General features: G+C 64.8%; 17 protein-coding genes. 12 read left to right on the top strand and 5 right to left on the bottom strand.

The window, feature by feature from the left end; all coding sequences use genetic code 11:
* The first annotated feature begins 38 nt into the window (after positions 1-38).
* Positions 39-1,391: an MATE family efflux transporter gene (locus LQE90_RS10880; RefSeq protein WP_216529748.1), complete on the top strand. Its 1,353-nt coding sequence runs from the start codon at positions 39-41 to the stop codon at positions 1,389-1,391.
* 24 nt (positions 1,392-1,415) lie between these two features.
* Here the strand turns inward: LQE90_RS10880 and msrB are convergent, their stop codons facing one another.
* On the bottom strand, positions 1,416-2,549 hold the full coding sequence (gene msrB, locus LQE90_RS10875) for a peptide-methionine (R)-S-oxide reductase MsrB (RefSeq protein ID WP_216529747.1): 1,134 nt from the start codon (positions 2,547-2,549) through the stop codon (positions 1,416-1,418).
* Between the two features lie 189 nt (positions 2,550-2,738).
* On the opposite strand from msrB, the gene trxB reads away from it, so the two are divergent.
* The 5 genes from trxB (at position 2,739) to LQE90_RS10850 (ending at position 7,757) form a co-directional block, all read left to right on the top strand.
* The gene (gene trxB / locus LQE90_RS10870; RefSeq protein ID WP_216529746.1) at positions 2,739-3,710 is read left to right on the top strand and encodes a thioredoxin-disulfide reductase; all 972 of its coding nucleotides are present in this window, start codon (positions 2,739-2,741) and stop codon (positions 3,708-3,710) included.
* Positions 3,711-3,850: 140 nt separating this feature from the next.
* Positions 3,851-4,924, top strand: a complete 1,074-nt coding sequence (gene prfA, locus LQE90_RS10865; RefSeq protein ID WP_216529745.1) for a peptide chain release factor 1 — start codon at positions 3,851-3,853, stop codon at positions 4,922-4,924.
* 1 nt (position 4,925) lies between these two features.
* Positions 4,926-5,930, top strand: a complete 1,005-nt coding sequence (locus tag LQE90_RS10860) for a N5-glutamine methyltransferase family protein (RefSeq protein WP_216529744.1) — start codon at positions 4,926-4,928, stop codon at positions 5,928-5,930.
* A gap of 93 nt (positions 5,931-6,023) precedes the next feature.
* Positions 6,024-6,857 carry a purine-nucleoside phosphorylase gene (locus LQE90_RS10855; protein ID WP_216529743.1) on the top strand — a complete coding sequence of 278 codons (834 nt, stop codon included), beginning with the start codon at positions 6,024-6,026 and terminating at the stop codon, positions 6,855-6,857.
* A gap of 93 nt (positions 6,858-6,950) precedes the next feature.
* Positions 6,951-7,757 carry an MBL fold metallo-hydrolase gene (locus tag LQE90_RS10850; RefSeq protein ID WP_216529742.1) on the top strand — a complete coding sequence of 269 codons (807 nt, stop codon included), beginning with the start codon at positions 6,951-6,953 and terminating at the stop codon, positions 7,755-7,757.
* 72 nt (positions 7,758-7,829) lie between these two features.
* Here the strand turns inward: LQE90_RS10850 and cysK are convergent, their stop codons facing one another.
* The 3 genes from cysK to LQE90_RS10835 all read right to left on the bottom strand — a co-directional run bounded on the left by cysK (position 7,830) and on the right by LQE90_RS10835 (position 10,911).
* Entirely contained in the window at positions 7,830-8,762 is a 933-nt protein-coding gene (gene cysK / locus LQE90_RS10845; protein ID WP_114566967.1) for a cysteine synthase A, read from the bottom strand.
* Between the two features lie 79 nt (positions 8,763-8,841).
* On the bottom strand, positions 8,842-9,396 hold the full coding sequence (locus LQE90_RS10840) for a gamma carbonic anhydrase family protein (protein WP_114566966.1): 555 nt from the start codon (positions 9,394-9,396) through the stop codon (positions 8,842-8,844).
* 597 nt (positions 9,397-9,993) lie between these two features.
* Entirely contained in the window at positions 9,994-10,911 is a 918-nt protein-coding gene (locus LQE90_RS10835; protein ID WP_216529741.1) for a cysteine peptidase family C39 domain-containing protein, read from the bottom strand.
* A gap of 658 nt (positions 10,912-11,569) precedes the next feature.
* On the opposite strand from LQE90_RS10835, the gene ilvD reads away from it, so the two are divergent.
* From ilvD to LQE90_RS10805, 6 genes are all read left to right on the top strand, one after another.
* Complete coding sequence (gene ilvD / locus LQE90_RS10830) at positions 11,570-13,243, top strand: dihydroxy-acid dehydratase (RefSeq protein ID WP_216529740.1); 1,674 nt, start codon at positions 11,570-11,572, stop codon at positions 13,241-13,243.
* The gene (gene ilvB / locus LQE90_RS10825; RefSeq protein WP_216529739.1) at positions 13,240-15,150 is read left to right on the top strand and encodes a biosynthetic-type acetolactate synthase large subunit; all 1,911 of its coding nucleotides are present in this window, start codon (positions 13,240-13,242) and stop codon (positions 15,148-15,150) included. The genes ilvD and ilvB overlap by 4 nt, the downstream gene beginning before the upstream one ends.
* The gene (ilvN, locus tag LQE90_RS10820) at positions 15,147-15,632 is read left to right on the top strand and encodes an acetolactate synthase small subunit (protein ID WP_114566962.1); all 486 of its coding nucleotides are present in this window, start codon (positions 15,147-15,149) and stop codon (positions 15,630-15,632) included. The genes ilvB and ilvN overlap by 4 nt, the downstream gene beginning before the upstream one ends.
* 63 nt (positions 15,633-15,695) lie before the next feature.
* Positions 15,696-16,691 (top strand): ketol-acid reductoisomerase, encoded by a 996-nt coding sequence (gene ilvC, locus LQE90_RS10815; protein WP_216529738.1) that lies wholly within the window; start codon positions 15,696-15,698, stop codon positions 16,689-16,691.
* Between the two features lie 771 nt (positions 16,692-17,462).
* Positions 17,463-18,761: a hypothetical protein gene (locus tag LQE90_RS10810; protein WP_216529737.1), complete on the top strand. Its 1,299-nt coding sequence runs from the start codon at positions 17,463-17,465 to the stop codon at positions 18,759-18,761.
* 99 nt (positions 18,762-18,860) lie between these two features.
* Entirely contained in the window at positions 18,861-19,334 is a 474-nt protein-coding gene (locus LQE90_RS10805; RefSeq protein ID WP_216529736.1) for a hypothetical protein, read from the top strand.
* A gap of 240 nt (positions 19,335-19,574) precedes the next feature.
* On the opposite strand, the gene LQE90_RS10800 is transcribed toward LQE90_RS10805, so the two are convergent.
* Complete coding sequence (locus LQE90_RS10800; protein WP_114566958.1) at positions 19,575-20,360, bottom strand: enoyl-CoA hydratase/isomerase family protein; 786 nt, start codon at positions 20,358-20,360, stop codon at positions 19,575-19,577.
* Positions 20,361-20,417: the final 57 nt, after the last annotated feature.

Here is a 20,417-nt window from a genome sequence, read left to right as displayed (position 1 = left end):
GGAACATTTCAGGGCAAGATCCGCAGCGGAGAATCGGCATGATCAAGAAAAGCATGGTACGCGAGTACCTTAAGTACATAATCCCTACGATGCTCACGTTCACGTTGGCGGGCGTGTACAGCATCGTCGACGGCATCTTCGTGGGGCATGCCGTGGGCGACGCCGGCTTGGCTGGCATCAACGTGGCGTTTCCCGTGGTCGCGTTCATCATGGCGGTGGGCACGGGCGTGGGCATGGGCGGCGGCGTGATATCCTCCATCGCGCGCGGCGCGGGCGACGAGGAGAAGTCGCGGCGTGCGGTGGGCACGACGTTTCTCATGCTGCTTCTGGCCTCGATTCCCATCATGGCGCTGCTGTTTTTGTTCGCGGGTCCCGTCTGCGAGCTTTTGGGTGGGCGCGGCGAAACGCTCAACCAGGCCATCTCCTATATCGGGGTCATCGCTTGGGGCGTGCCGTTTCAGATTATGGTGACGGGCTGCACGCCGCTCATTAGAAACCAGGGCAAGGTCGCCTTCGCCATGGCGGTGCAGGTGCTGGCAGGGCTCATGAACGTGGTGCTCGACTACGTGTTCGTGATTGCGCTGAGCATGGGAACGGCGGGCGCCGCCGAGGCAACGGTTTTGTCCCAAATTGCCGCGTTCGTGCTGGTTGCCGGTTTCTTCCTGCGCAAAGAGAACCGCATCAGCCGCGCCGATCTGCGTATGGACGGCAGGATAGCCGCGCATGCCCTCAAGCTGGGATTGGCCCCGTTCGGCCTTACGCTCTTGCCCGAAGCCACGGTTGTGGCCATCAACGTGAACCTGGCAACCTACGGCGGCGAGACGGCGCTCGCGGCGTACGCGGTGGTGTCGTACACGGCTTGCGTGATCCAGATGCTCATCCAGGGCGTGGGCGACGGGTCGCAGCCGCTCATCTCGCGCTACTACGGGTCGGGCGACGCCGACGCCGTTCGGCGCTTCCGCAACACCAACTACCTCATCACCATCAGCTTGGGCGTGATCGGCTTGGCCGCCATGTACCTGCTGCGCCATCAGGTGCCGCTGCTGTTCGGCGCCTCGCCCGAAACCACGGGGCTCATCGCCTGGGCGCTGCCCGTGTTCTCGACGGCGTACGTGTTCTACGGCTTCACGCACGCATCCACGTCCTACTTCTATGCGGTGGACGATGCGAAAGCGTCGAACGCCATCGTGTACGGTGAAGCCGTCCTTGTCGTTGCCGTGGTGTTCGGCATGGCGTGGGCGTTCGGGCTGGACGGCATCTGGATCTCGGTCACCATCGTGCAGATGATCCTGTCGGTTGCCGCGGGCGCACTCCTGCGCTTCCGGCACCGCAGCCGCGAGCGCGAGCGCAGCTGCAGCTTGGACGGGGATCCCAGCTGCAGCTCTTGCTAGCGCGCTTGGTCGAGGCCGGCGGTTTTAGACCAGTGGCTTGAGGTAGCCGTAGCCTTCCGCGTCCATGCGGTCGTAGGGGACGAAGCGAAGAGCTGCGCCGTTGATGCAGTAGCGAAGCCCGCCGCTTTGCGCGGGGCCGTCCGAGAACACGTGCCCAAGATGGGCGTCTCCGGCGTTGCTGCGCACCTCGGTGCGCAGGGTGCCCAGGCTGTGGTCAAGGTGCTCGGTTACCACGCTGCGGGCGATGGGGCGCGAAAACGCCGGCCAACCGCAACCGGAGTCGAACTTATCGGCGGACGAGAACAGCGGCTCTCCGCTGGTTACGTCCACGTAGATTCCGCGTTTGAACAGGTGGTCGTACGGATGGGAGAACGGCCGCTCGGTGGCGTTGCGCCGCACGACGCGGTACTGGGATTCGTCGAGCGTTTGCTTGAGCAGGTCATCGTCGGGGGCGGCGTAGCCTTGCGCTCGGATGAGCTGGGCCGCCGTTTCGGGATCGTTCGGATCGACGCAGGGCACGTCTTGCGGATCGCAGCCGGCCGATGCGCATAGGTCGTGGTCGAGCTTGCGCACGCCCGGGGTGTCCACGGCTTCGCACAGCCCGTCGTGCTCGATGCAGGGGCGTCCTTCCTGCAAGCCGGTTCGCCGCGCGAACTCGTCTGCCGCGCCCAGGCGGATATGGCAGTAGCCTCCGGGGTTCTTGGCCAGGTAGTCTTGATGGTAGTCTTCGGCGGGGTAGAAGCCGTCGAGCGGTTCCACTTCGGTGACGATCGGCTCAATGTGGGAAGCCTGCTGCCGCAGCACGGCGGCCTCTATGGAAGGCAGGTCGGCCTCGTCTTGCCAGTAGATGCCGCTTCGGTACTGGGTTCCCCGATCGTTGCCCTGCCGGTCGAGGCTCGTGGGGTCTATCGCCTCGAAGAAGGCGTCCAGGAGCAGGTCGGTGGGCAGGATCGTGCGATCGTAGGTGACGGAAACGGTTTCCGCGTGCCCGGTATTCCATAGGCATACGTCGCGGTAGCTGGGGTTTTCGGTCGATCCGTTCGCGTAGCCCGCAACCGTGCGCCGCACGCCGGGCAGGCGCTTCAGGTATGCCTCCAATCCCCAGAAACAGCCTCCGGCAAGGTAGAGAGTGTGCAGGTCTTCGCGTTGCTTGTCCATAGTGTGGCTCCTATCGCGCCGCCGTGCGCTCTTTGTCGCGCCCCATCCTAGCGCATCGTTGCCATTGCGGCCGTTTTCCCACGAACGCACAACGAAACCGTAACGCTGCCGTTGAGGAACGCCCTCGCAACGCACATCGCTTCTACCGTATACTGATCGTTGAAAAAAGACGATGTTTGGAGGCTTGACATGAACGAAGATCGCCCCTTGAACGAAACCTCGCAGGAGTGCAAGGGCTCCCATCCTGAGGCTATGGACGTTGCCGTGATCGGAGCGGGACCCGCCGGGCTGACCGCCGGTCTGTACGCGGCTCGCGCAGGGCTCGACGTTGTGGTGTTCGAGCGCATTTCGCCGGGCGGGCAGCTTGCCCAAACCGAGCACATGGAAAACTATCCGGGATTTCCCGAGGGAGCGGACGGCTTCGAGCTGGCGTTTTCCATGAAGCAGCAGGCGGATCGCTTCGGCGTGCGCCACGTGGGCGAAGAGGTCGTGTCGGTCGACTTCGCGCAGGAACCCAAGGTGCTGGCCACCGCGTTCGGCGAATACCGCGCGAAAAGCGTCATCGTGGCCACCGGAGCCCGCCCGCGCAAGCTGGGGCTGGAGCTCGAAGATGAGCTGCAGGGTCGCGGCGTGTCGTACTGCGCCACGTGCGACGGCAACTTCTTCCGCGACAAGGAGGTCATGGTGGTGGGCGGCGGCAACACGGCCGTGGGCGACGCCATCTACCTGTCGCGCATCTGCAAGAAGGTGTACCTGGTGCATCGGCGCGACAAGCTGCGCGCTACGGCCATCTACCATAAGCGCTTGGAGGATCTGGAGAACCTGGAGTTCGTCTGGAGCGCCGCGCCGCGCAAGCTGATGGCCGACGAAGGCGCGCTTGCGGGCGTGCGCGTGGAGATGCTGAAGACGGGGGAGATTCGCGACATCCCCGTGAGCGGCCTGTTCGTGGCTGTGGGCACCGAGCCCAACACGGAGTTCTTGAAGGGGGCCTTGCAGCTGGACGAAACCGGGTACGTGGTGGCCGACGAGTCGGGCGCCACCGACGTGCCGGGCGTGTACGTAGCCGGCGACGTGCGCACGAAGTTCCTCCGCCAGGTGGTCACCGCCGTCGCCGACGGCGCGGTGTGCGCTGAAGAGGCTTCGGAGTACTTGGCGATCTAGTGCTGGTTGCTGCGAAGCGCTTTTCGATCTGCTATCATAAACCAGTTACGCAGTGGTGCCCGCTCCTGCACAGGGGCGGGCACTCGTCGCGCGCGGCGCGTGCGATCAGGTGAACCACGTTACGAAGGACAGCACACACCATGCAGGATACCGATATGCGCGAGAAGCTGGTCAAGATCATCGAGGCCTACGAGGACGTTCAGGTTAAGATGGGCGATCCGGCCGTTCTTGCTGATCAGAAGGAATACAACCGCCTGGCCAAGGAATACGCGAACCAGGGTCCCCTTGCAAAGAAGGCGCGCGAGTACGTGCAGGCGTCCGACGATCTGGCCGCCGCCAAGGAGATGCTCTCCGACCCTGATATGAAGGAGTTCGCTCAGGAGGAGATGGCCGAGATCGAGAGCAGGCTTCCCGCTCTTGAAGAGGACATCAAGTTCATGCTCATTCCGGCCGATCCGGCGGACGACAAGGACATCATCGTCGAGATCCGCGCTGCCGCGGGCGGCGACGAGGCGGCCATTTTCGCCGGCGACCTCTACAAGATGTACGAGCGCTTCGCTGCTGCGCAGGGCTGGAAGACCGAGACCATGGACGTGTCGGCTTCGGAGGCCGGCGGCTTCAAGGAGATCCAGTTCAAGGTCAAGGGCGACAAGGTGTACTCGGTCATGAAGTTCGAGTCCGGCGTGCACCGCGTGCAGCGCGTCCCCAAGACCGAGAGCCAAGGTCGCATCCATACGTCCACGGCCACCGTGGCCGTTCTTCCCGAAGCCGACGAGGTCGAGGTCGACATCAACGAGAACGATCTTCGCATCGACGTGTATCGCGCCGGCGGCCCGGGCGGCCAGTGCGTGAACACCACCGACTCGGCCGTGCGCATCACGCACCTGCCGTCGGGCTTGGTGGTGCAGTCGCAGGATCAGAAGTCGCAGCTGCAGAACAAGATCGCCGCAATGGCCGTTTTGCGCGCGCGCCTGTACGAGAAGATGCTGGCCGAACAGCAGGCTGCCGAGGGCGCCGAGCGCTTGGCTCAGATCGGCTCGGGCGATCGTTCCGAGAAGATCCGCACCTACAACGGCCCGCAGGATCGCGTGACCGATCACCGCATCGGCTTCAACGGCACGTACAACGGCGTGCTGCTCGGCGACGGCCTGGGCGATGTGATCACCGCGTTGCAGGCCGCCGATCGCGCGCAGAAGCTGGAAGCTGCGGTTTAGGTTGAGCGACGTTTGGACTATCAAGGCCGCCCTTGATTGGACGGTCGGCTATCTGGAGCGCAAAGGCGACGAGAACCCGCGCATCTCCGCGCAATGGCTGCTGTCCGAGGCCACGGGCCTGAGCCGCATCGAGCTGTACGCGAACTTCGACCAGCCCTTGTCCCTGGACGAGCGCGACGTGCTGCGCGGTTTCGTGGCGCGTCGCGGCGCCGGAGAGCCCTTGCAGTACATCACCGGCGAGGTGGGGTTTCGCCACATCACCGTGCAGGTGCGCCCCGGGGTGCTCATCCCGCGTCCCGAAACCGAGGTGCTGGTGAGCGAGGCGCTGTCGCTCCTGCCGCCGGCGCCGAAGCGCGTTGCGGCCGATGCTTGGGCGGAAGAAGCGCTTGAAGCCCCTCTTGCCGAAGCTGCTGCCGATTCCGCTGACGAGCGGGATGCCTCCGAAGATGCGCCCGATGCGCAGGTTCCTGCTCCCGAGTTGCTGGTGGCCGATTTGTGCACGGGGTCGGGCTGCATCGCGTGCTCCATCGCGTTCGAGCATCCGCTTGCGCACGTGGTTGCCACGGACATCGCGCCCGAAGCCGTTGCGCTTGCCGGCGACAACGCGCGGGCGCTCGGCTTGGACGAGCGAGTGGAGGTGCTTGCGGGCGATCTGGGGGAATGCGTTCCTTCTTGCATGATAGGCGCGCTTGACCTGGTGGTTTCCAATCCGCCGTACGTGCCTACGGCGGTGCTGGCCGACATTCCGCGCGAGGTGGCCGACTTCGAGCCGGAGCTTGCCCTTGACGGCGGATCGGACGGCTTGGACGTGCTGCGCCGGTTGTTGCCGTGGTGCGGCGCTGCGCTCAAGCCTGGCGGCGCGTTCGCGTTCGAGCTGCACGAGGGTCATTTGGACGAAGCGGCGGCCCTGGCGCGCGAAGCGGGCTTTCAGGATGTGCGCATCGTGCGCGACCTGGCGCAACGCCCCCGCGTTTTGACCGCGCGCAAGGCGGATGCCTGCAGCTAGCCTGCGACGGCATGGCGGCACGGCGGAGCGCGGCGCGCGCATGCGAGACGGCTGCTTCGCTATAATGGTGCGAAACCAAGGGAAGGGGTCGCCATGCTGGAACGAAACATCTTGGACGATAATCTTACGCTTTCGGCGTACACCATGCGAAAGCGCCTGGGCGATCGGCGCCCGCGCATCGGTTTGATTCTGGGCTCGGGCTTGAATCCGCTGGCTAACGAGATCGCCGATGCGGAGCTGATTCCCTACGTCGAGGTTCCGCGCATGAACACGAGCACGGCGGAAGGGCACGTGGGCAGGTTCGTGTGCGGAACGCTGGGCGGGAAGTGCGTGCTGGCCATGCAGGGCCGCCTGCACGGCTACGAAGGGAACTCCTCGCAGGAAGTGGCGTATCCGGTGTGGCTCATGCAGCGTCTCGGCGTCGATACGCTCATCACCACCAACGCCGTCGGCGCGCTCAACGTGAACTACCAGGTGGGCGATTTCTGCATCATGTCCGACCAGATCAACTTCACGGGGCGCAACCCCATTGCCGCACCCGATCCGGCCAACCTGTCCGATAGATTCTTCTCCATGTTCGACGCGTTCGACCCGCAGTTGCGTTCCATCGCCCATGATGTGGCGGCTGAACGGGGGATACGCGTGCAGGAAGGCGTGTATTTGGGCTTGCTCGGCCCAAGCTTCGAGACGCCGGCCGAGATTCGCATGTTCCGATCATGGGGAGCCGACACGGTTGCTATGAGCGTGTGCGAAGAGGTTATAGCCGCGCGCCATGTGGGCATGCGCGTGCTGGGCGTGTCGCTTGTCTCGAACATGGGATGCGGCATCGGGGGCGCAAGCCCCACCGGCGTCGAGGTGCTCGATGTGGCGAAGACGCGCGAAGCCGATTTCGCGCGTCTGATCACGGGCGTGATCGAACAGTTGTAACAACAGTGAATCTGCGCGCGTCAAGCGCTTTGGAAACTCGGCGGGAACCCGTCGGGCAGGCGTTTGGCGCACCGTATCGTTTGGAAGGAATCCATGGACCATCGGTTGAAGCTGCATGTGCTGGCAAGCGGCAGCTACGGTAACGCTGCCGTGATCGAGGACGCCGCTACGGGTGCGGGCGTGCTGGTTGATTGCGGCATCTGCAAGCGCGACTTCTTCGCGCGCGTCGACGAGGCGGGATTCGACCCGGCGAACCTTGCAGCCGTCCTGATCACGCACGACCACGGCGATCACACGAAGGGCCTGGGCGTGGTGCTGCGCGGTTTGGCGAAGCAGGGAATTGCTCCTGCCGTGTACGTGAACAGCGCTGTGCGCCTTGCGAGCAAGGAGATTCGCGCGCTCGAGGGAGCATGCGACCTGCGCGCTTTGGCGAACGGCGATGCGCTCTCGCTTGCGGGGATGAGCGTGCATGCGTTCGCCACCTCGCACGATGCGGCTGCGTCGTGCGGGTTTCGTTTCGAAAGCTCGGACGGCGACGCGCTGGGGTTCGTGACCGATACCGGCATCGTGACGGGCGAGGCGCACGAGGGCCTGTCCAACGTGCGCATTTTGGCGCTGGAGAGCAACCATGACGTGCGGATGCTGCAAGAGGGGCCGTACCCGTATCCGGTCAAGCGTCGCATCGGGTCCGACGTGGGCCACCTGTCGAACGTTCAGGCGGCCGACGAGCTTGACGCATTGCTGTGCGCGCGGTTGGAGCAGGTGGTTGCCATGCATATCTCGCAGAACAACAATACGTACCGTCTGCCCGAGGAGTCTTTGGCTGCGGTGGTGTCGCGCGCGTCTCATGGTGCGACCGTGCAGGCGGCGTACCAGGGAATGCTCGTGAGCGTGGAGTAGACGGGTTCGCTCGCCGCAGCCGCTTTGCGCCGGTGGGCGCGCAGCGGCCGCGGCTCGATCGCTTCGTGCGGCTTACTCGCCGTCGAACAGCTCGGTGGAGAAGTAGCGCTCGCCCGTGTCGGGCAGAAGCGTGACCACGGTCTTGCCGGCGCCGAGCTTGCGGGCGAGGCGGCGCGCGGCGGCTACGTTCGTGCCCGACGACACGCCGCAGAGCAGGCCTTCCTGGCGAGCGAGGGCGCGAGCGGTGTCGAGGGCCTCTTCGTCCGAAACGATGCAGATGTCGTCGTAGATCTCCTGATCGAGGATGGCGGGGATCAAGCCGTCGCCGATGCCCATCTGCAGGTGCGTGCCGATGCCGCCTCCGGAAAGAATGGCGGCGTTTTCGGGCTCGACCGCCCATATCTCCACGTCGGGGTACAGGCGCTTGAGGATCTGTCCGACGCCGGAGATGGTTCCGCCCGTGCCGATGCCGGAGCAGAAGCCGTGAATGGGGCCTTCGACGTCCTCGACGATCTCGAGCGCGGTGTGGTACTTATGGGCGAACAGGTTGTCCTCGTTCTCGAACTGCTGGGGAACGTAGACGCGCGGGTCTTCCGCTGCCATGCGCTCGGCGGTGGCGATGCATTCGGCGATGCACTTGCCGATGTCCCCGTCGTCGTGCACGATGATCACGTCGGCTCCGTAGTGGCGTACGAGCTTGCGGCGCTCGACGGACACGGAGTCGGGCATGATGATGCGGGCGGCGTATCCCTTGACGGCGCACACGAGCGCAAGCCCGATGCCTTGGTTGCCGCTCGTCGGCTCCACGATGATGCTGTCAGGTTTCAGTTGACCGCGCTTTTCGGCCTGGTCGATCATCTGCCAGGCCGTGCGGGTCTTAACCGATCCTCCTACGTTCACGCCTTCGTACTTTGCGAGGATCTGGGCGGATCCTTCTTCGGAGAGGCTGTTCAGGCGGATGAGGGGCGTGCGCCCCATGGCGTCAAGCACGTTGTCGTAGATCACGATGGTTCCTCGATCATGGTTCGGGTTCGTATGCGGTAAGCATCCATTGTACCATTGCGCGTTTACGCGCATACGGAATCTACTTGACGGCGATGGTCATGATATCGCGAGGAAGGTTCGCTCCTTCGTAGATAATGCCGTTTTCCACGAGGTCTTTGCCGATGGCGACGTAGCCTTCGGCGTCGACGCGGTTTTGCGCGATTTCGTCGTCGGTGAGGGGGCGCCGCACCTTTGCGGGCGAGCCCATGACCAGCATGCCGTCGGGGATCTGGGTTCCGCCGGTAACGAGGGACCCGGCGCCTACGATGCAGTTCGATCCGACGTTCGCTCCGTCCATGATGATGGAACCCATGCCGACCAGCGTGTTGTCGCCGATGGTGCAGCCGTGCACGATGGCTCCGTGGCCGACGGTCACGCCGGAGCCGATGACGCAGTCGCTTGCGGCGCCCAGATGCACGCAGCAGTTTTCCTGGACGCTGGTTCCCTCGCCGATGACGATCTTCGATCCGTAGTCGCCGCGCAGCGTGGCGTTGAACAGGATGACGGCGTCTTTGCCGACGGATACGTTGCCAATGAGGGTGGCGTTGGGCGCGATGCGCGCTTCGGGATGGATCTCGAGTTGACGGTAGTCCATGCGGGCCTCCTTGTGACGGGCCGTTCGCGCGGTGGGCGCTCGGCCTCGCTGCTTCGTGTTCGTACTTTATTATAGGAAGGGGATCGCTGCGTTTCGAGGGGATCGCGGTTGAATGCGGCGGGCGGGACCCTCAAATCAGGGGAAGTGTAAGAAGGAGGGCGCGGGCGCTTGCGTGGGGGAGCGCGGCGGGGCGCGGTGGGGCTTGGGAATCCTCTGGCGCTCGGTTGCGTGCGGGCGCCCGCGGAGCGTAAAACCCTCGCGCTGTCAAAACTAACGAGTTTTGCGGCGGTTTTTGCTCTGCGGAGGAGGTTCCGAGTAACCTTGATTTTTGTTTCCCCAGGTCACGAAGTTGCGACTTACCTTTATCCTGGTTTGAGGACCAGCAAAACTCGTCCGTTTTGACAGGAATGCCCCAATGGGCCGGTATTCGCGCGTCGGTGGTCGGGTGCGCACATGCGCCCGCGGTCGGACTCGCGCATACGCCGGTGCACGTGCGCGCACATGCACCGGCGCGCACGGCCAGGTGCATGCCCTAGGCACGCGCTCTGTCGTCGGTCGTCCCGCTGCGCCGCGACGCCCGCTTGCACGCGGGGCGGCTTACGGCGATGCGGGCTTGGAGGCGGGTGCGGCCTGGTAGGACCAAAGCGCGTTCGCTCGGCGCACCACGTCGTTGAAGGATCGGCTGTGGACGGCGTGGTCGCGGCGCTTCGGGTCGTTCACCACCAGCATGCCGTGCCGATCGATGTCGACCAGCACGACGTAGGACGGCTTGCTGGCGGAGGAGTCGCTGTCGAGCGATGCGATCACGGGGCGTCCCGCGGTGATCTCTTTCCTGATGGCCAGCTCGCTCGACTCCACCGAGTTCACCTTCAGCCCCAGTTGGCGCGCGCCTTCCGTAAGCAGGCCGTCGGGGTTTTCGACGTAGCCGTTGCTGCGCGCGAAAGCCGCCACGACGGACGGTCCCATGTCGGCGTCTCCCGTGACGCCGATGCGCGCCATGGCCAAGCACAGGGGCGCGCCGCTCGATGAGCCGATGGTACCCGATCCGTAAGGATCGGATGACCAGGCGGGATCGTTCTGGAAGAGCGCGGGGGCAGAAGCTTTCTTCCAAGCGGGCGCGGTGCTGTTCCCGGCTGCGTCGACGCTTTGGCTGGGCGCGGATTCGGCAGCTGGGACGCTGTCGGCCTCGGGCGCTGCGGCGATGCCGCGGGAAACGAGCGTGCCTCCGATCGTGCCCACGGCCCCTACTGCGACAATGGCGAAGATGGCCGAAAGTATCCGCATCGAGGCCGTTCCCGCAGATGGCGGGCGATTGCCGCGGTGCGGGTCGGGTGTGGCGGGACGCACGGTGGCGAAGGGATCGCGCGCTTCGTCGACGGAGGGCCGTTGCAACGAGACGTCGAAGCGGATGCCGTGCGTTCGGTTGGGCAGGTGCCGCTCGCTTTGCGGCAAGCCGACGTGCGGCTGCGGCCCGGTGCCCTGAAACGGCATGTCGGGCAGGTTTCGGTTCGTCACGGCGGCTCCTCCTTTCGCGGCCAGGCGATCGACGGCAAGCGTGTGGCGCGTTCCGTATCGGCTTCAGGACGCGTACGTAAAAAGAAAGTGTACGGTTTCGGTGCTTTTCGCCGCGTTCGCCGGCGAAACCGTTGCCCGGTTCTGACTGACTGGTTGACGGATTGTCATCTTGGGCATGCATGTTGCTCTCTGGCATCGAATCGCGGTACGGCCGCCTTCGACGTTGCCCTCTCGGTCCTGTCCGCCTCATTTCCGAGTTGGCTCGTGTGAATTTCCTGCGCGCGCCGCGCGCCCGTCGAAGTTTCGCTTGTGCGCGCGGCAAGCTGGGGTATACTGGCCTGCAACAACTTCATAGAACGAAATGCGTTGACGAGGACAGTAGGGACGAACCCATCTTCAGAGAGCCGGCGGATGCTGCGAGCCGGTGGTGGGCGGCCTGAACGCCACCTCCGAGCAGTTCGGTTCGAACGTTGCGCGGCTCACCCGGACGATCTTCGGGAACCCGCGGGCAAGTAGGCTGAACCGGCGACTCCGTTATCAGTCCGATTGAGATAGGCCGCGCGTCTTCGTCGCGTCGTATCCGCTTTCCTTCTGAGGTCCTGGTGCAGCTTACGTGCAACAGGATTTTTTTATGGTCGGACTCGAAGGAAGGAGCCAGATGCAGCTGAGAAGCGAAGCCGTTACCGCCGGCGTGGCGCGCGCCCCCCACCGCAGCTTGCTCAAGGCGGACGGCATCACCGACGAGGAGCTGAAGCGCCCGCTCGTTGCGGTGTTCAACTCCCGAAACGACGTTATTCCCGGACACAACAACCTGGATAAAATCGCCGAGGCCGTAAAGGCCGGCATCTACATGGCGGGCGGCGTGCCGTTTGAGCTTTCGACCATCGGGGTGTGCGACGGCATTGCCATGAACCACGACGGCATGCACTACTCGCTCGTGTCGCGCGAGGTCATCGCCGACAGCCTGGAATGTGCCGTGCAGGGCCACGCCTTCGACGCCCTCGTATGCATTCCCAACTGCGACAAGATCGTGCCGGGCATGCTGCTGGGCGCCCTGCGCGTGAACATTCCCACGGTGTTCGTGTCCGGCGGCCCCATGCTGGCCGGAAAGCAGCCCGGCGGCTGCGGCCCCTCCACCGATCTCAACACGCTGTTCGATGGCGCGGCTGCCGTTCAGCAGGGATCCATGACGATTGATGAGCTCAAGCACTACGAAGACACGGCGTGCCCTACGTGCGGCAGCTGCTCGGGTCTGTTCACGGCGAATTCCATGAACTGCTTGTGCGAAGCCCTGGGCATCGCCTTGCCGGGCAACGGCACGGTGCCGGCGGTCTATTCCGAGCGCATCCGCCTGGCGAAGCACGCCGGCATGAAGGTGATGGAGCTGCTGGAGCGGGGCGTATGCATGCGCGACATCGTGAGCGCCGCCGCCGTGCACAACGCAATGGAGTGCGATATGGCGTTCGGCGGCTCCACGAACACGGTGCTGCATCTGACGGCCATCGCGCGCGAAGCGGGATGCCCCGTGACCATGGACGACTGGGACGCTGCAAGCGCGCGCACTCCGCATCTGGTGAAGCTGCAGCCTTCGGGCCCGCGCCCGCTCAGCGACCTGTACGAGGTGGGCGGCGTGCCGGTGGTCATGCGCGAGCTGGCGAAGCTCGGGCTGCTCGACCGCACGGCCGTGACGTGCATGGGGCCGATGGACGACTATCTGGCGTCGTGCACGAAGCCGGCCGACGGCGAGGTGTGCCGTTCGCACGACAACCCGTTCTCGCCGGTGGGCGCGCTTCGGGTGCTGCACGGCAACATCGCGCCTGACGGGGCGGTTGTCAAGAAGTCGGCGGTCGACCCGTCCATGATGAAGCACACGGGACCGGCGCGCTGCTTCGACAGCGAGGAGGCGGCTTGCGCGGCGATCTACGCGGGCGAGATCGTTTCGGGCGACGTCGTGGTCATTCGCTACGAGGGCCCCAAGGGCGGCCCGGGCATGCGCGAAATGCTCACTCCCACGTCGGCCATTTCGGGGATGGGCCTGTCCACGAGCGTCGCGCTCATCACCGACGGGCGCTTCTCGGGCGCGACGAAGGGCCCGGCCGTCGGGCACGTGAGCCCTGAAGCTGCGGCGGGCGGGTCTATCGCGCTCGTTAAGGAAGGCGATCAGGTGACGGTGGATATCGAAGGCGGCGCGCTCACCCTGCACGTGAGCGACGACGAGCTTTCCCGGCGTCGCGAGGCGTTTCGCCTTCCCGCGCCGAAACACGATCATGGCGTGCTCGCGAAATACGCGAAGCTCGTTTCATCTGCGGACAAGGGGGCGTACGTCTCATGAGCGAACGAATCGAAGAACGCGATGCGCACGAGCCTGCCGCGTGCGGTGCGGCGGGTCGGCAGAAAGCGTCGGCACCGCGAGCCGCGGCCAGCGCGGCTGCGGTGGGCGCTCCGCGCGGGTTGGGAAGCGGCACCGCCAAGCAGGGGGCCACGATGATCGCGGCTGAAGCGGTGATCGCCTCCCTCGAGGCCGAGGGCGTAGACGTGGTGTTCGGCTATCCGGGCGGCCAGGCCATCAAGATGTACGACGCGCTGTACGATTCCCAGCAGATCACGCACGTGTTGTCCCGGCACGAACAAGGCGCGGTGCACGAGGCGGACGGGTACGCCCGCGCCACGGGTAACGTGGGCGTGGTCATCGTGACCAGCGGGCCGGGCGCCACCAACACGGTCACGGGCATCGCGACGGCCTACATGGACAGCGTGCCGCTCGTGGTCATCACGGGCCAGGTGCCGCGCGGCGTGATCGGCACGGACTCGTTCCAGGAATCGGACATCGTGGGCATTTCCATGCCGGTGGTCAAGCACAGCTACCTGCTGCAGTCGACCGACGAGCTGACCCGCACGTTTCGCGAGGCATTCCATATCGCCAAAACCGGGCGACCCGGCCCGGTTCTCATCGACGTGCCAAGCGACCTTGCCTCCGAAGGCATGGTGTTCTCCTATCCCGACGAAGTGAACCTGCCGTCCTACAAGCCTACGTATCGCGGCAACGCCAAGCAGATCAAGCAGGCTGTGGCCCGCATCAAGCAGGCCGAGCGCCCCGTGCTGTACGTGGGCGGCGGCATCGTGTCGTCCGGCGCTTCCGACGAGTTGATCCGCCTGGCCGAGCTCATGCAGATTCCCGCGGTCACCACGCTTATGGGCAAGGGGGCGTTCCCGGCTTCGCACAAGCTCAACCTGGGACCGGTGGGCATGCACGGCTCCAAGTACGCCAACCTGGCCATGACGGAAAGCGACCTGATCATCGCTGCGGGCGCTCGTTTCTCGGACCGCGTCACGGGGAAGCTCGACGAGTTCGCGCCCCGGGCCGACGTGATCCACATCGACATCGACCCTGCCGAGATCGGCAAGGTCCGCGAGGTGCAGATTCCCATCGTGGGCGACCTCAAGGGCGTTTTGGCCGGCATCGTGGCGGCGCTCGAGAAGGAGAACGCCCAGCCTGCGACGAGCGATTGGGTCGAGAAGATAGCGGCGTGGCGCTCGCGTTACCCGTTCTACCATCCTGATCTGGGGGACAATCCCGAAGAAATCGTGCCTGAGGTGGTCATGCGAAAGCTGTCCGCTCTGCTGGATCCGCACAAGAGCATCGTGGTCACCGAAGTGGGCCAGCATCAGATGTGGGCGGCTCAGAGCATCGATCGCGAGGCGCCGCGCACGTTTTTGTCGTCGGGCGGTTTGGGCACCATGGGATTCGGCTTTCCGGCGGCCATCGGCGCGGCCATCGGCTGCCCCGAAAAGCGCGTGGTGTGCGTGGCCGGCGACGGGTCGTTCCAAATGAACAGCCAGGAAATGGCCACGGCCGCCGTGCACGGCACGCCGGTGAAGGTGCTCATCATGGACAATCGCTGCCTGGGCATGGTGCATCAGTGGCAGCGGCTGTTCTACGAGGGCCGCTACTCGGCTACGCTGCTGGACGCGACGCCCGATTTCGTGAAGCTGGCCGACGCGTACGGTTGGCAGGGCGAGCGCGTGGAGCATCCCGATCAGCTGGATGCGGCGCTTGCGCGCATGCTGGAGGCGCCGGGCCCCTATTTGCTCGATGTGGCCATTTCGCGCGATCAGAACGTGTATCCCATGGTGGCGCCGGGCCGCGCGCTCGACGAGGTCATGGGGGCGATCGACGTGGCGGTGGGCGCCGTGCGCATCGACGTGCCCGCAGCCGGGCAGAAAGGGGAGGGACGATGAGGCACATCCTGTCTGTTCTCGTGGAGAACAAGCCCGGCGTGCTCTCGCGCGTGACGGGGCTCATCTCGCGGCGCGGCTTCAACATCGAGTCGCTGTCCGTCGGTCCCACCGAAGATCCCACCATGTCGCGCGTGACGGCCATCGTCAAAGCCGACGAGGTTGCGTTCGAGCAGATTACCAAGCAGCTTCACAAGCTGATCAGCGTGCATAAGATCACCGACCTCACCAACGACGCCGCCATCGAGCGCGAACTGGTGATGTTCAAGGTGAACGCATCGCCCGAGCGGCGCAGCGAGATCATCGAGATCGCCAACGTCTTCCGCGCGAAGATCGTCGACGTGGGAAGAAGCTCGCTCACTATCGAAGCCACCGGCGACGAGAACAAGCTCAAGGGCATGGAGGACCTCTTCCGCGCCTACGGCATCAAGGAGATCATCCGCACCGGCAAGATAGCCATGTCCCGAAACAGCAAGGACGTGTAGCTTTTCCCAGCTTTTCCGAAAGTCCAAGCAAGGTACCATCAGCCAATAGAAAGGAAAACGAACATGGCTGTTACGATCTATCACGAGAACGACGCGAATCCGCAGCTCATCCAGGACAAGAAGATCGCCATCATCGGTTACGGAAGCCAGGGCCACGCCCATGCGCTGAACCTGGTCGATTCCGGATGCGACGTGCGCATCGGGCTGCGCGAGGATTCTCGTTCGCGGGGGAAGGCCGTCGCGGCGGGCTTGCAGGTGATGAGCGTGGCCGAGGCAGCCGAGGAAGCCGATCTCATCATGATCCTCACGCCCGACGAGACTCAGGCGGCTACGTACGAGGCCGAGATCGCGCCGCATCTCAAGGCGGGCGACACGCTGGCGTTCGCGCACGGCTTCAACGTGCACTACGGCTACATCACGCCACCCGAGAACGTCGACGTGATCATGATCGCGCCGAAGGGTCCGGGCCACATGGTGCGCCGCGTGTTCACCGAAGGAGCGGGCGTGCCGTGCCTTATCTGCGTGCACCAGGACGCATCGGGGCAGGCCAAGGACGTGGCGCTGTCGTACGCGTGGGGCATCGGCGGCGCGCGGGCCGGCGTGGTGGAGACTACGTTCAAGAACGAGACCGAAACCGACTTGTTCGGCGAGCAGGCCGTGCTCTGCGGCGGCGTGACGGCGCTCATCAACGCCGGCTTCGAGACGCTGGTGGAGGCGGGTTATCCGCCTGAGATGGCGTACTTCGAGTGCTTCCACGAGATGAAGCTCATCGTGGACCTCATGTACGAGGGCGGCATGTCCAACATGCGCTACTCCATCTCGAACACGGCCGAGTACGGCGACTACTACGCTGGGCCACAGGTCATCGGCGACGAGGCGAAGGCCGCGATGAAGGACATCCTCGCGCGCATCCAGGACGGCAGCTTCGCGCACGAGTTCATGGAAGATTCCAAGAACGGCCAGAAGTGGCTGCAGGAGCAGCGCATGGAGCACGGCAATGCTCCGATCGAGGAAGTGGGCGTGGGCATTCGCTCGATGTTCAGGTTCGCGCGCCACTAACCCGGGGCGCTGCGCGTCTTCAGGGCGGGCGCGGCTTTTCATGCGAGGACGCGAAACGCGGGCGGCGCAGGCACGAGCTTGCGCCGCCCGCTTGCGTCCGGCAAGTGCGCCTTTGCGGAGCGGGCGCGCCTGGTCGGGCGTCGTCCGGCAAGTGCGCCCGCTTGCGATCGTGCGCGGGCGGACCTTCGTTGCCCGCGTGCGACTACTCTCGATCGGCGGCGCACGTTCGCGCTCGGCGTCGCGCGCTCTCGACCGGTCGCACTTGGGCGAATTCCGCTCGATGGGCTCCTGTTCGCTCGGCCGTTCCGGGTTGCGCAGCAAATAGGGCGTTCGCTGGCAGGTTTTCACGGTTTGAGGTTGTTGGGCGAGCCTTCGTGGGTGCATACGAACAGCTTGCATCGTATCACCCCAGTTCAGGGCTTTGCGCTGATGCGGTAAATGTTGGAATGCACTTGTGACGTGTCGCATGACGACCTCAAACCGTCAAAAACCGCCAGCGAACGCGATTTTGCGAGCGCACGGCCCTCTCGCGGGTGCGGGGCGCGCCCGTGGGCTCGCGTTCGCGGGCATGCGGTGCGCCTGTGGGCATGCGGTGCGCCTGTGGGCATGCGGTGCGCCCGTGGGCATGCGGCCCGCTCGCGGGTGCGCGGCACGCGCTCGTGGGCATGCGATCCCCCGCGCTTGCCGACTGCCTCGTCGCAGCGCGGGCGGCCTTCCGTCGTTTCCGTGGCGTTGCTTGTTCGCCCTTGCGCCCGATCGTACACTGCTGGTATGAATTCGACTATCAAAGACATCGAGCGCGTTGCGATGGCGTGCCTGCGGCGCATGTGCGCCTGGGTTGCGCGTCCGTTCGACAGCTGGTATCGATGGGGGATTCCCGTGCTTCTGTTCGCGGCGTTTTGCGCCGCGCTGCCCGCCTGGGTCGGCCTGACCTTGTTCCTGCCGCTTTCGGTTGCGCTCTCGCTGAAGACGGCATGCGCAATGCGGCGCATTCATAACCTGGAGCTTGTCGATGTCGTGGAGCGCAACGGGGTGGACGAACTTGACACCGACCGCGATCGCGTGCAGCGAGCGTGGGTCCTCAGCTGCGGCTCCATCGTGGCGGCGACGGTGTTCGCGCTGATCGTTCGCGCGGTGCTCTCGCTTTTCCCGGGCGTGGCGATTCCCTCTACGCTTGCCACGTACCTGGCGTTCGCCGCGGTGCTCATGGGCGGGTTTTTACTGCTCTACTTTCTTGCGCTGCGGTTCGACGGCGCCTTTCTGCGCGGCATGGCCAGCGTGTCCGTCACGTTGCCGGCGTTCTTCATCATCGTGGCCGTTGCCAGCATGCTGCTTTCCTGGGTCATGTCCGTAGTGCAGGATTGGGGCCTGTCCGCCGAAACCATGCTGGCGGGCGGGTTTTCCTGGCTGTACCAGGTTCAAAGTGTTCTGAAGGTGGCTACTGACTACTTCTTGCAGCAGGATCCGCTGATCGTGGGTGCATCGATCGTGTTCGCGGCGCTTTTGCTGCTGCTGTACACCTATACGGTTCCCCAATACTGGATGGGCAGCGTTCGCTGGTGGCTCAAGGGAATGGGGCTGGCGGCGGCGGTGTTCTCGGGCGCGGCCATCGTGTTCGCGGGGGTGTGGGTGTCCGACGTGCAGCAATGGGTTGCCTCGAGCGAAGGCCGCGCGCTGGACGCGAGCCTTTTGGGAGGCCAGGCTGCGGCGCTTTCAAGCTATCGGCGCGAGGACATGATCGCGCTCGTTCGGGCACTGGTGCTGCCCTATACGGTGGGCGTGTTCGTGGCGAACGCGGTGCTCGCGTGGCGAAGGGCCGTGGCGAAAGAGAAAAGCGACGCGATCCTCGATGGGTTCGCCGAATCGGGGTGCTTCGACGAGCGGAAGATCCCCCAGATAAGAAAACGCTACCTGTACTATTGCGGCAACCGGGTGCTGTGGGACATCGCGATGCGCTCCATCGGCCGCGACGTGCCTTTGCCCCATCCGTTCGCCCCGCGCAAGCTGACGCTCAAAGAGCGTCTCACGGGCGAACTTGACGATGCCGCCGGACGCGGAACGGCCTCGTAGCGGCCTTCTTGCGGACGAAATGCTTCGCTCGCTTGATTTCGGTCGCAGCCGTCGTGGCTCGGTGCTACCATAGGCCGCATCGAGACAAGGGAGGCTGCTATGAAGACGAAAACGTTTGGGAAGCTGTGCGCGTGCGTGTGCGCAACGGCGCTCGCCGCTTCGGTGATGGCCGGATGCACGGGCGCGCAGGGAGCTTCGCACGAGCCGCCGTCGCTGGTCAACGGCGTGACCGACCAGCAGGAGATCGTGTACTGTCTGTACTTCGGGCTGTACGACAAGGATGCCGGCAAGCAGGTGCTTACGATGGACGAGGCGAAGGACATCCTTATCCCGCTGTTCGTCGAAGCAGGGTCGGGCTACACGGTGTACGAGGCCGAAGGCGGCTATGCCGCCGAAGACGGCACCATTATCCAAAACGATACGCTCGTGTTCGATAGCGTGCACGGAAGCGACCAAGCGGTGATCGACCTTATCGAAAAGGCCAAGGCTGCTCTGAACGTCGAGAGCGTCTACTGCGAATCGAAGGCCGTCGGGTACAAGATGTACGGCGGCGTGATGTCGAACGTGGAGTAAGCTGACGGCGCCCGGCGCCCGGCGGCGCGTGACGGCGAGGCGAGGACAGGGCGAAGGAAGCGTCGCCCCAGTAGTCGTCCGGTCGCCTCGCGGCGCGCCCGTTGCCCGCCCTGGCGCTTCGGTCGTTTCGTTCGTCTTGCTCCGTCCCGCCAATGAAACGTGCCCGGGCTGCGCAGTCCGGGCACGTGGCGAATGGCCGCGCGAATGCCCGCGCGGACCGAGTGGATTGAAAAAGGGGAGTTACTTGCCCTGCCAAACCGGCGTGCGCTTCTCGACGAAAGCGGCCGGGCCTTCGATGCCGTCGGCGGTCTTCTCCAGGAAGCGGTACGCGGCGTCGGAGTAGCGCATGGCATCCTCTTCGGACATCTGGTCGGCGGCGTGCACGATGTTCTTCGTCCACTTGAGGGCGAGGGGGGCGTTCTTCAGGCACTCTTCGGCCAGCGCGATAGCGCGGTCCATGACCTCTTCGGCCGGCACGACGTAGTTGATCAGGCCGAGAGCCTTGGCCTCGGGAGCCTTGATCTTCTTGCCGGTCAGCAGAAGCTCCATGCAATCCTTGCGGTTGATGTCGCGCGCCAGGCGCACGATGCCGCCCGTGGAAGCGATGATGCCCAGGCCAACCTCGGTGCAGCCGAACTTGGCGTTCTCGGCGGCAACCACCATGTCGCAGGACAAGGCGATTTCCATGCCGCCGCCGGCCGCGGAGCCGTTGCATGCGGCGATGACGGGCTTGGAGCACAGGCGCGCGGTCAGGCCGCCGAAGCCATGCTCGGTCACGGTCTGGCACTCGCCGCCTTCGCTCAGCTCGGAAAGATCCTCGCCCGCGCAGAACACCTTGCCCGTGCCGGTGACGATGATCGCGCGCACGGCGGGATCGGTCTCGGCGTTGTTCATGATGTTCTCCATGGCCTTGGAGGTGACGCCGTTAAGGGCGTTCGCCACGTCGGGGCGGTTGATGCGGATGATCAGCAGACCGTCCTCGCGAAGTTCGGATACGACGGTGTCGGTACCATAGTAATCTGCCATTGCTCCTCCTTGACTGGTTGCGATTTCGCGCGAAGCCGCGCGTGGCGCCGAGCGATG

Source organism: Paraeggerthella hominis, from assembly GCF_021044775.1.
Taxonomy (GTDB): domain Bacteria; phylum Actinomycetota; class Coriobacteriia; order Coriobacteriales; family Eggerthellaceae; genus Paraeggerthella; species Paraeggerthella hominis.
The sequence above is the reverse complement of the archived record's forward strand: the minus strand, read 5'-3'. Positions and strand labels throughout refer to the sequence as shown.

Coding starts and splice junctions, on each gene's coding strand:
- LQE90_RS10805 (WP_216529736.1), top strand. CDS start 18,861: ATGAAGACGAAAACGTTTGGGAAGCTGTGCGCGTGCGTGTGCGCAACG.
- ilvC (WP_216529738.1), top strand. CDS start 15,696: ATGGCTGTTACGATCTATCACGAGAACGACGCGAATCCGCAGCTCATC.
- ilvB (WP_216529739.1), top strand. CDS start 13,240: ATGAGCGAACGAATCGAAGAACGCGATGCGCACGAGCCTGCCGCGTGC.
- LQE90_RS10800 (WP_114566958.1), bottom strand. CDS start 20,360: ATGGCAGATTACTATGGTACCGACACCGTCGTATCCGAACTTCGCGAG.
- msrB (WP_216529747.1), bottom strand. CDS start 2,549: ATGGACAAGCAACGCGAAGACCTGCACACTCTCTACCTTGCCGGAGGC.
- LQE90_RS10880 (WP_216529748.1), top strand. CDS start 39: ATGATCAAGAAAAGCATGGTACGCGAGTACCTTAAGTACATAATCCCT.
- LQE90_RS10855 (WP_216529743.1), top strand. CDS start 6,024: ATGCTGGAACGAAACATCTTGGACGATAATCTTACGCTTTCGGCGTAC.
- LQE90_RS10840 (WP_114566966.1), bottom strand. CDS start 9,396: ATGGACTACCGTCAACTCGAGATCCATCCCGAAGCGCGCATCGCGCCC.
- trxB (WP_216529746.1), top strand. CDS start 2,739: ATGAACGAAGATCGCCCCTTGAACGAAACCTCGCAGGAGTGCAAGGGC.
- ilvN (WP_114566962.1), top strand. CDS start 15,147: ATGAGGCACATCCTGTCTGTTCTCGTGGAGAACAAGCCCGGCGTGCTC.
- prfA (WP_216529745.1), top strand. CDS start 3,851: ATGCAGGATACCGATATGCGCGAGAAGCTGGTCAAGATCATCGAGGCC.
- LQE90_RS10810 (WP_216529737.1), top strand. CDS start 17,463: ATGAATTCGACTATCAAAGACATCGAGCGCGTTGCGATGGCGTGCCTG.
- LQE90_RS10850 (WP_216529742.1), top strand. CDS start 6,951: ATGGACCATCGGTTGAAGCTGCATGTGCTGGCAAGCGGCAGCTACGGT.
- ilvD (WP_216529740.1), top strand. CDS start 11,570: ATGCAGCTGAGAAGCGAAGCCGTTACCGCCGGCGTGGCGCGCGCCCCC.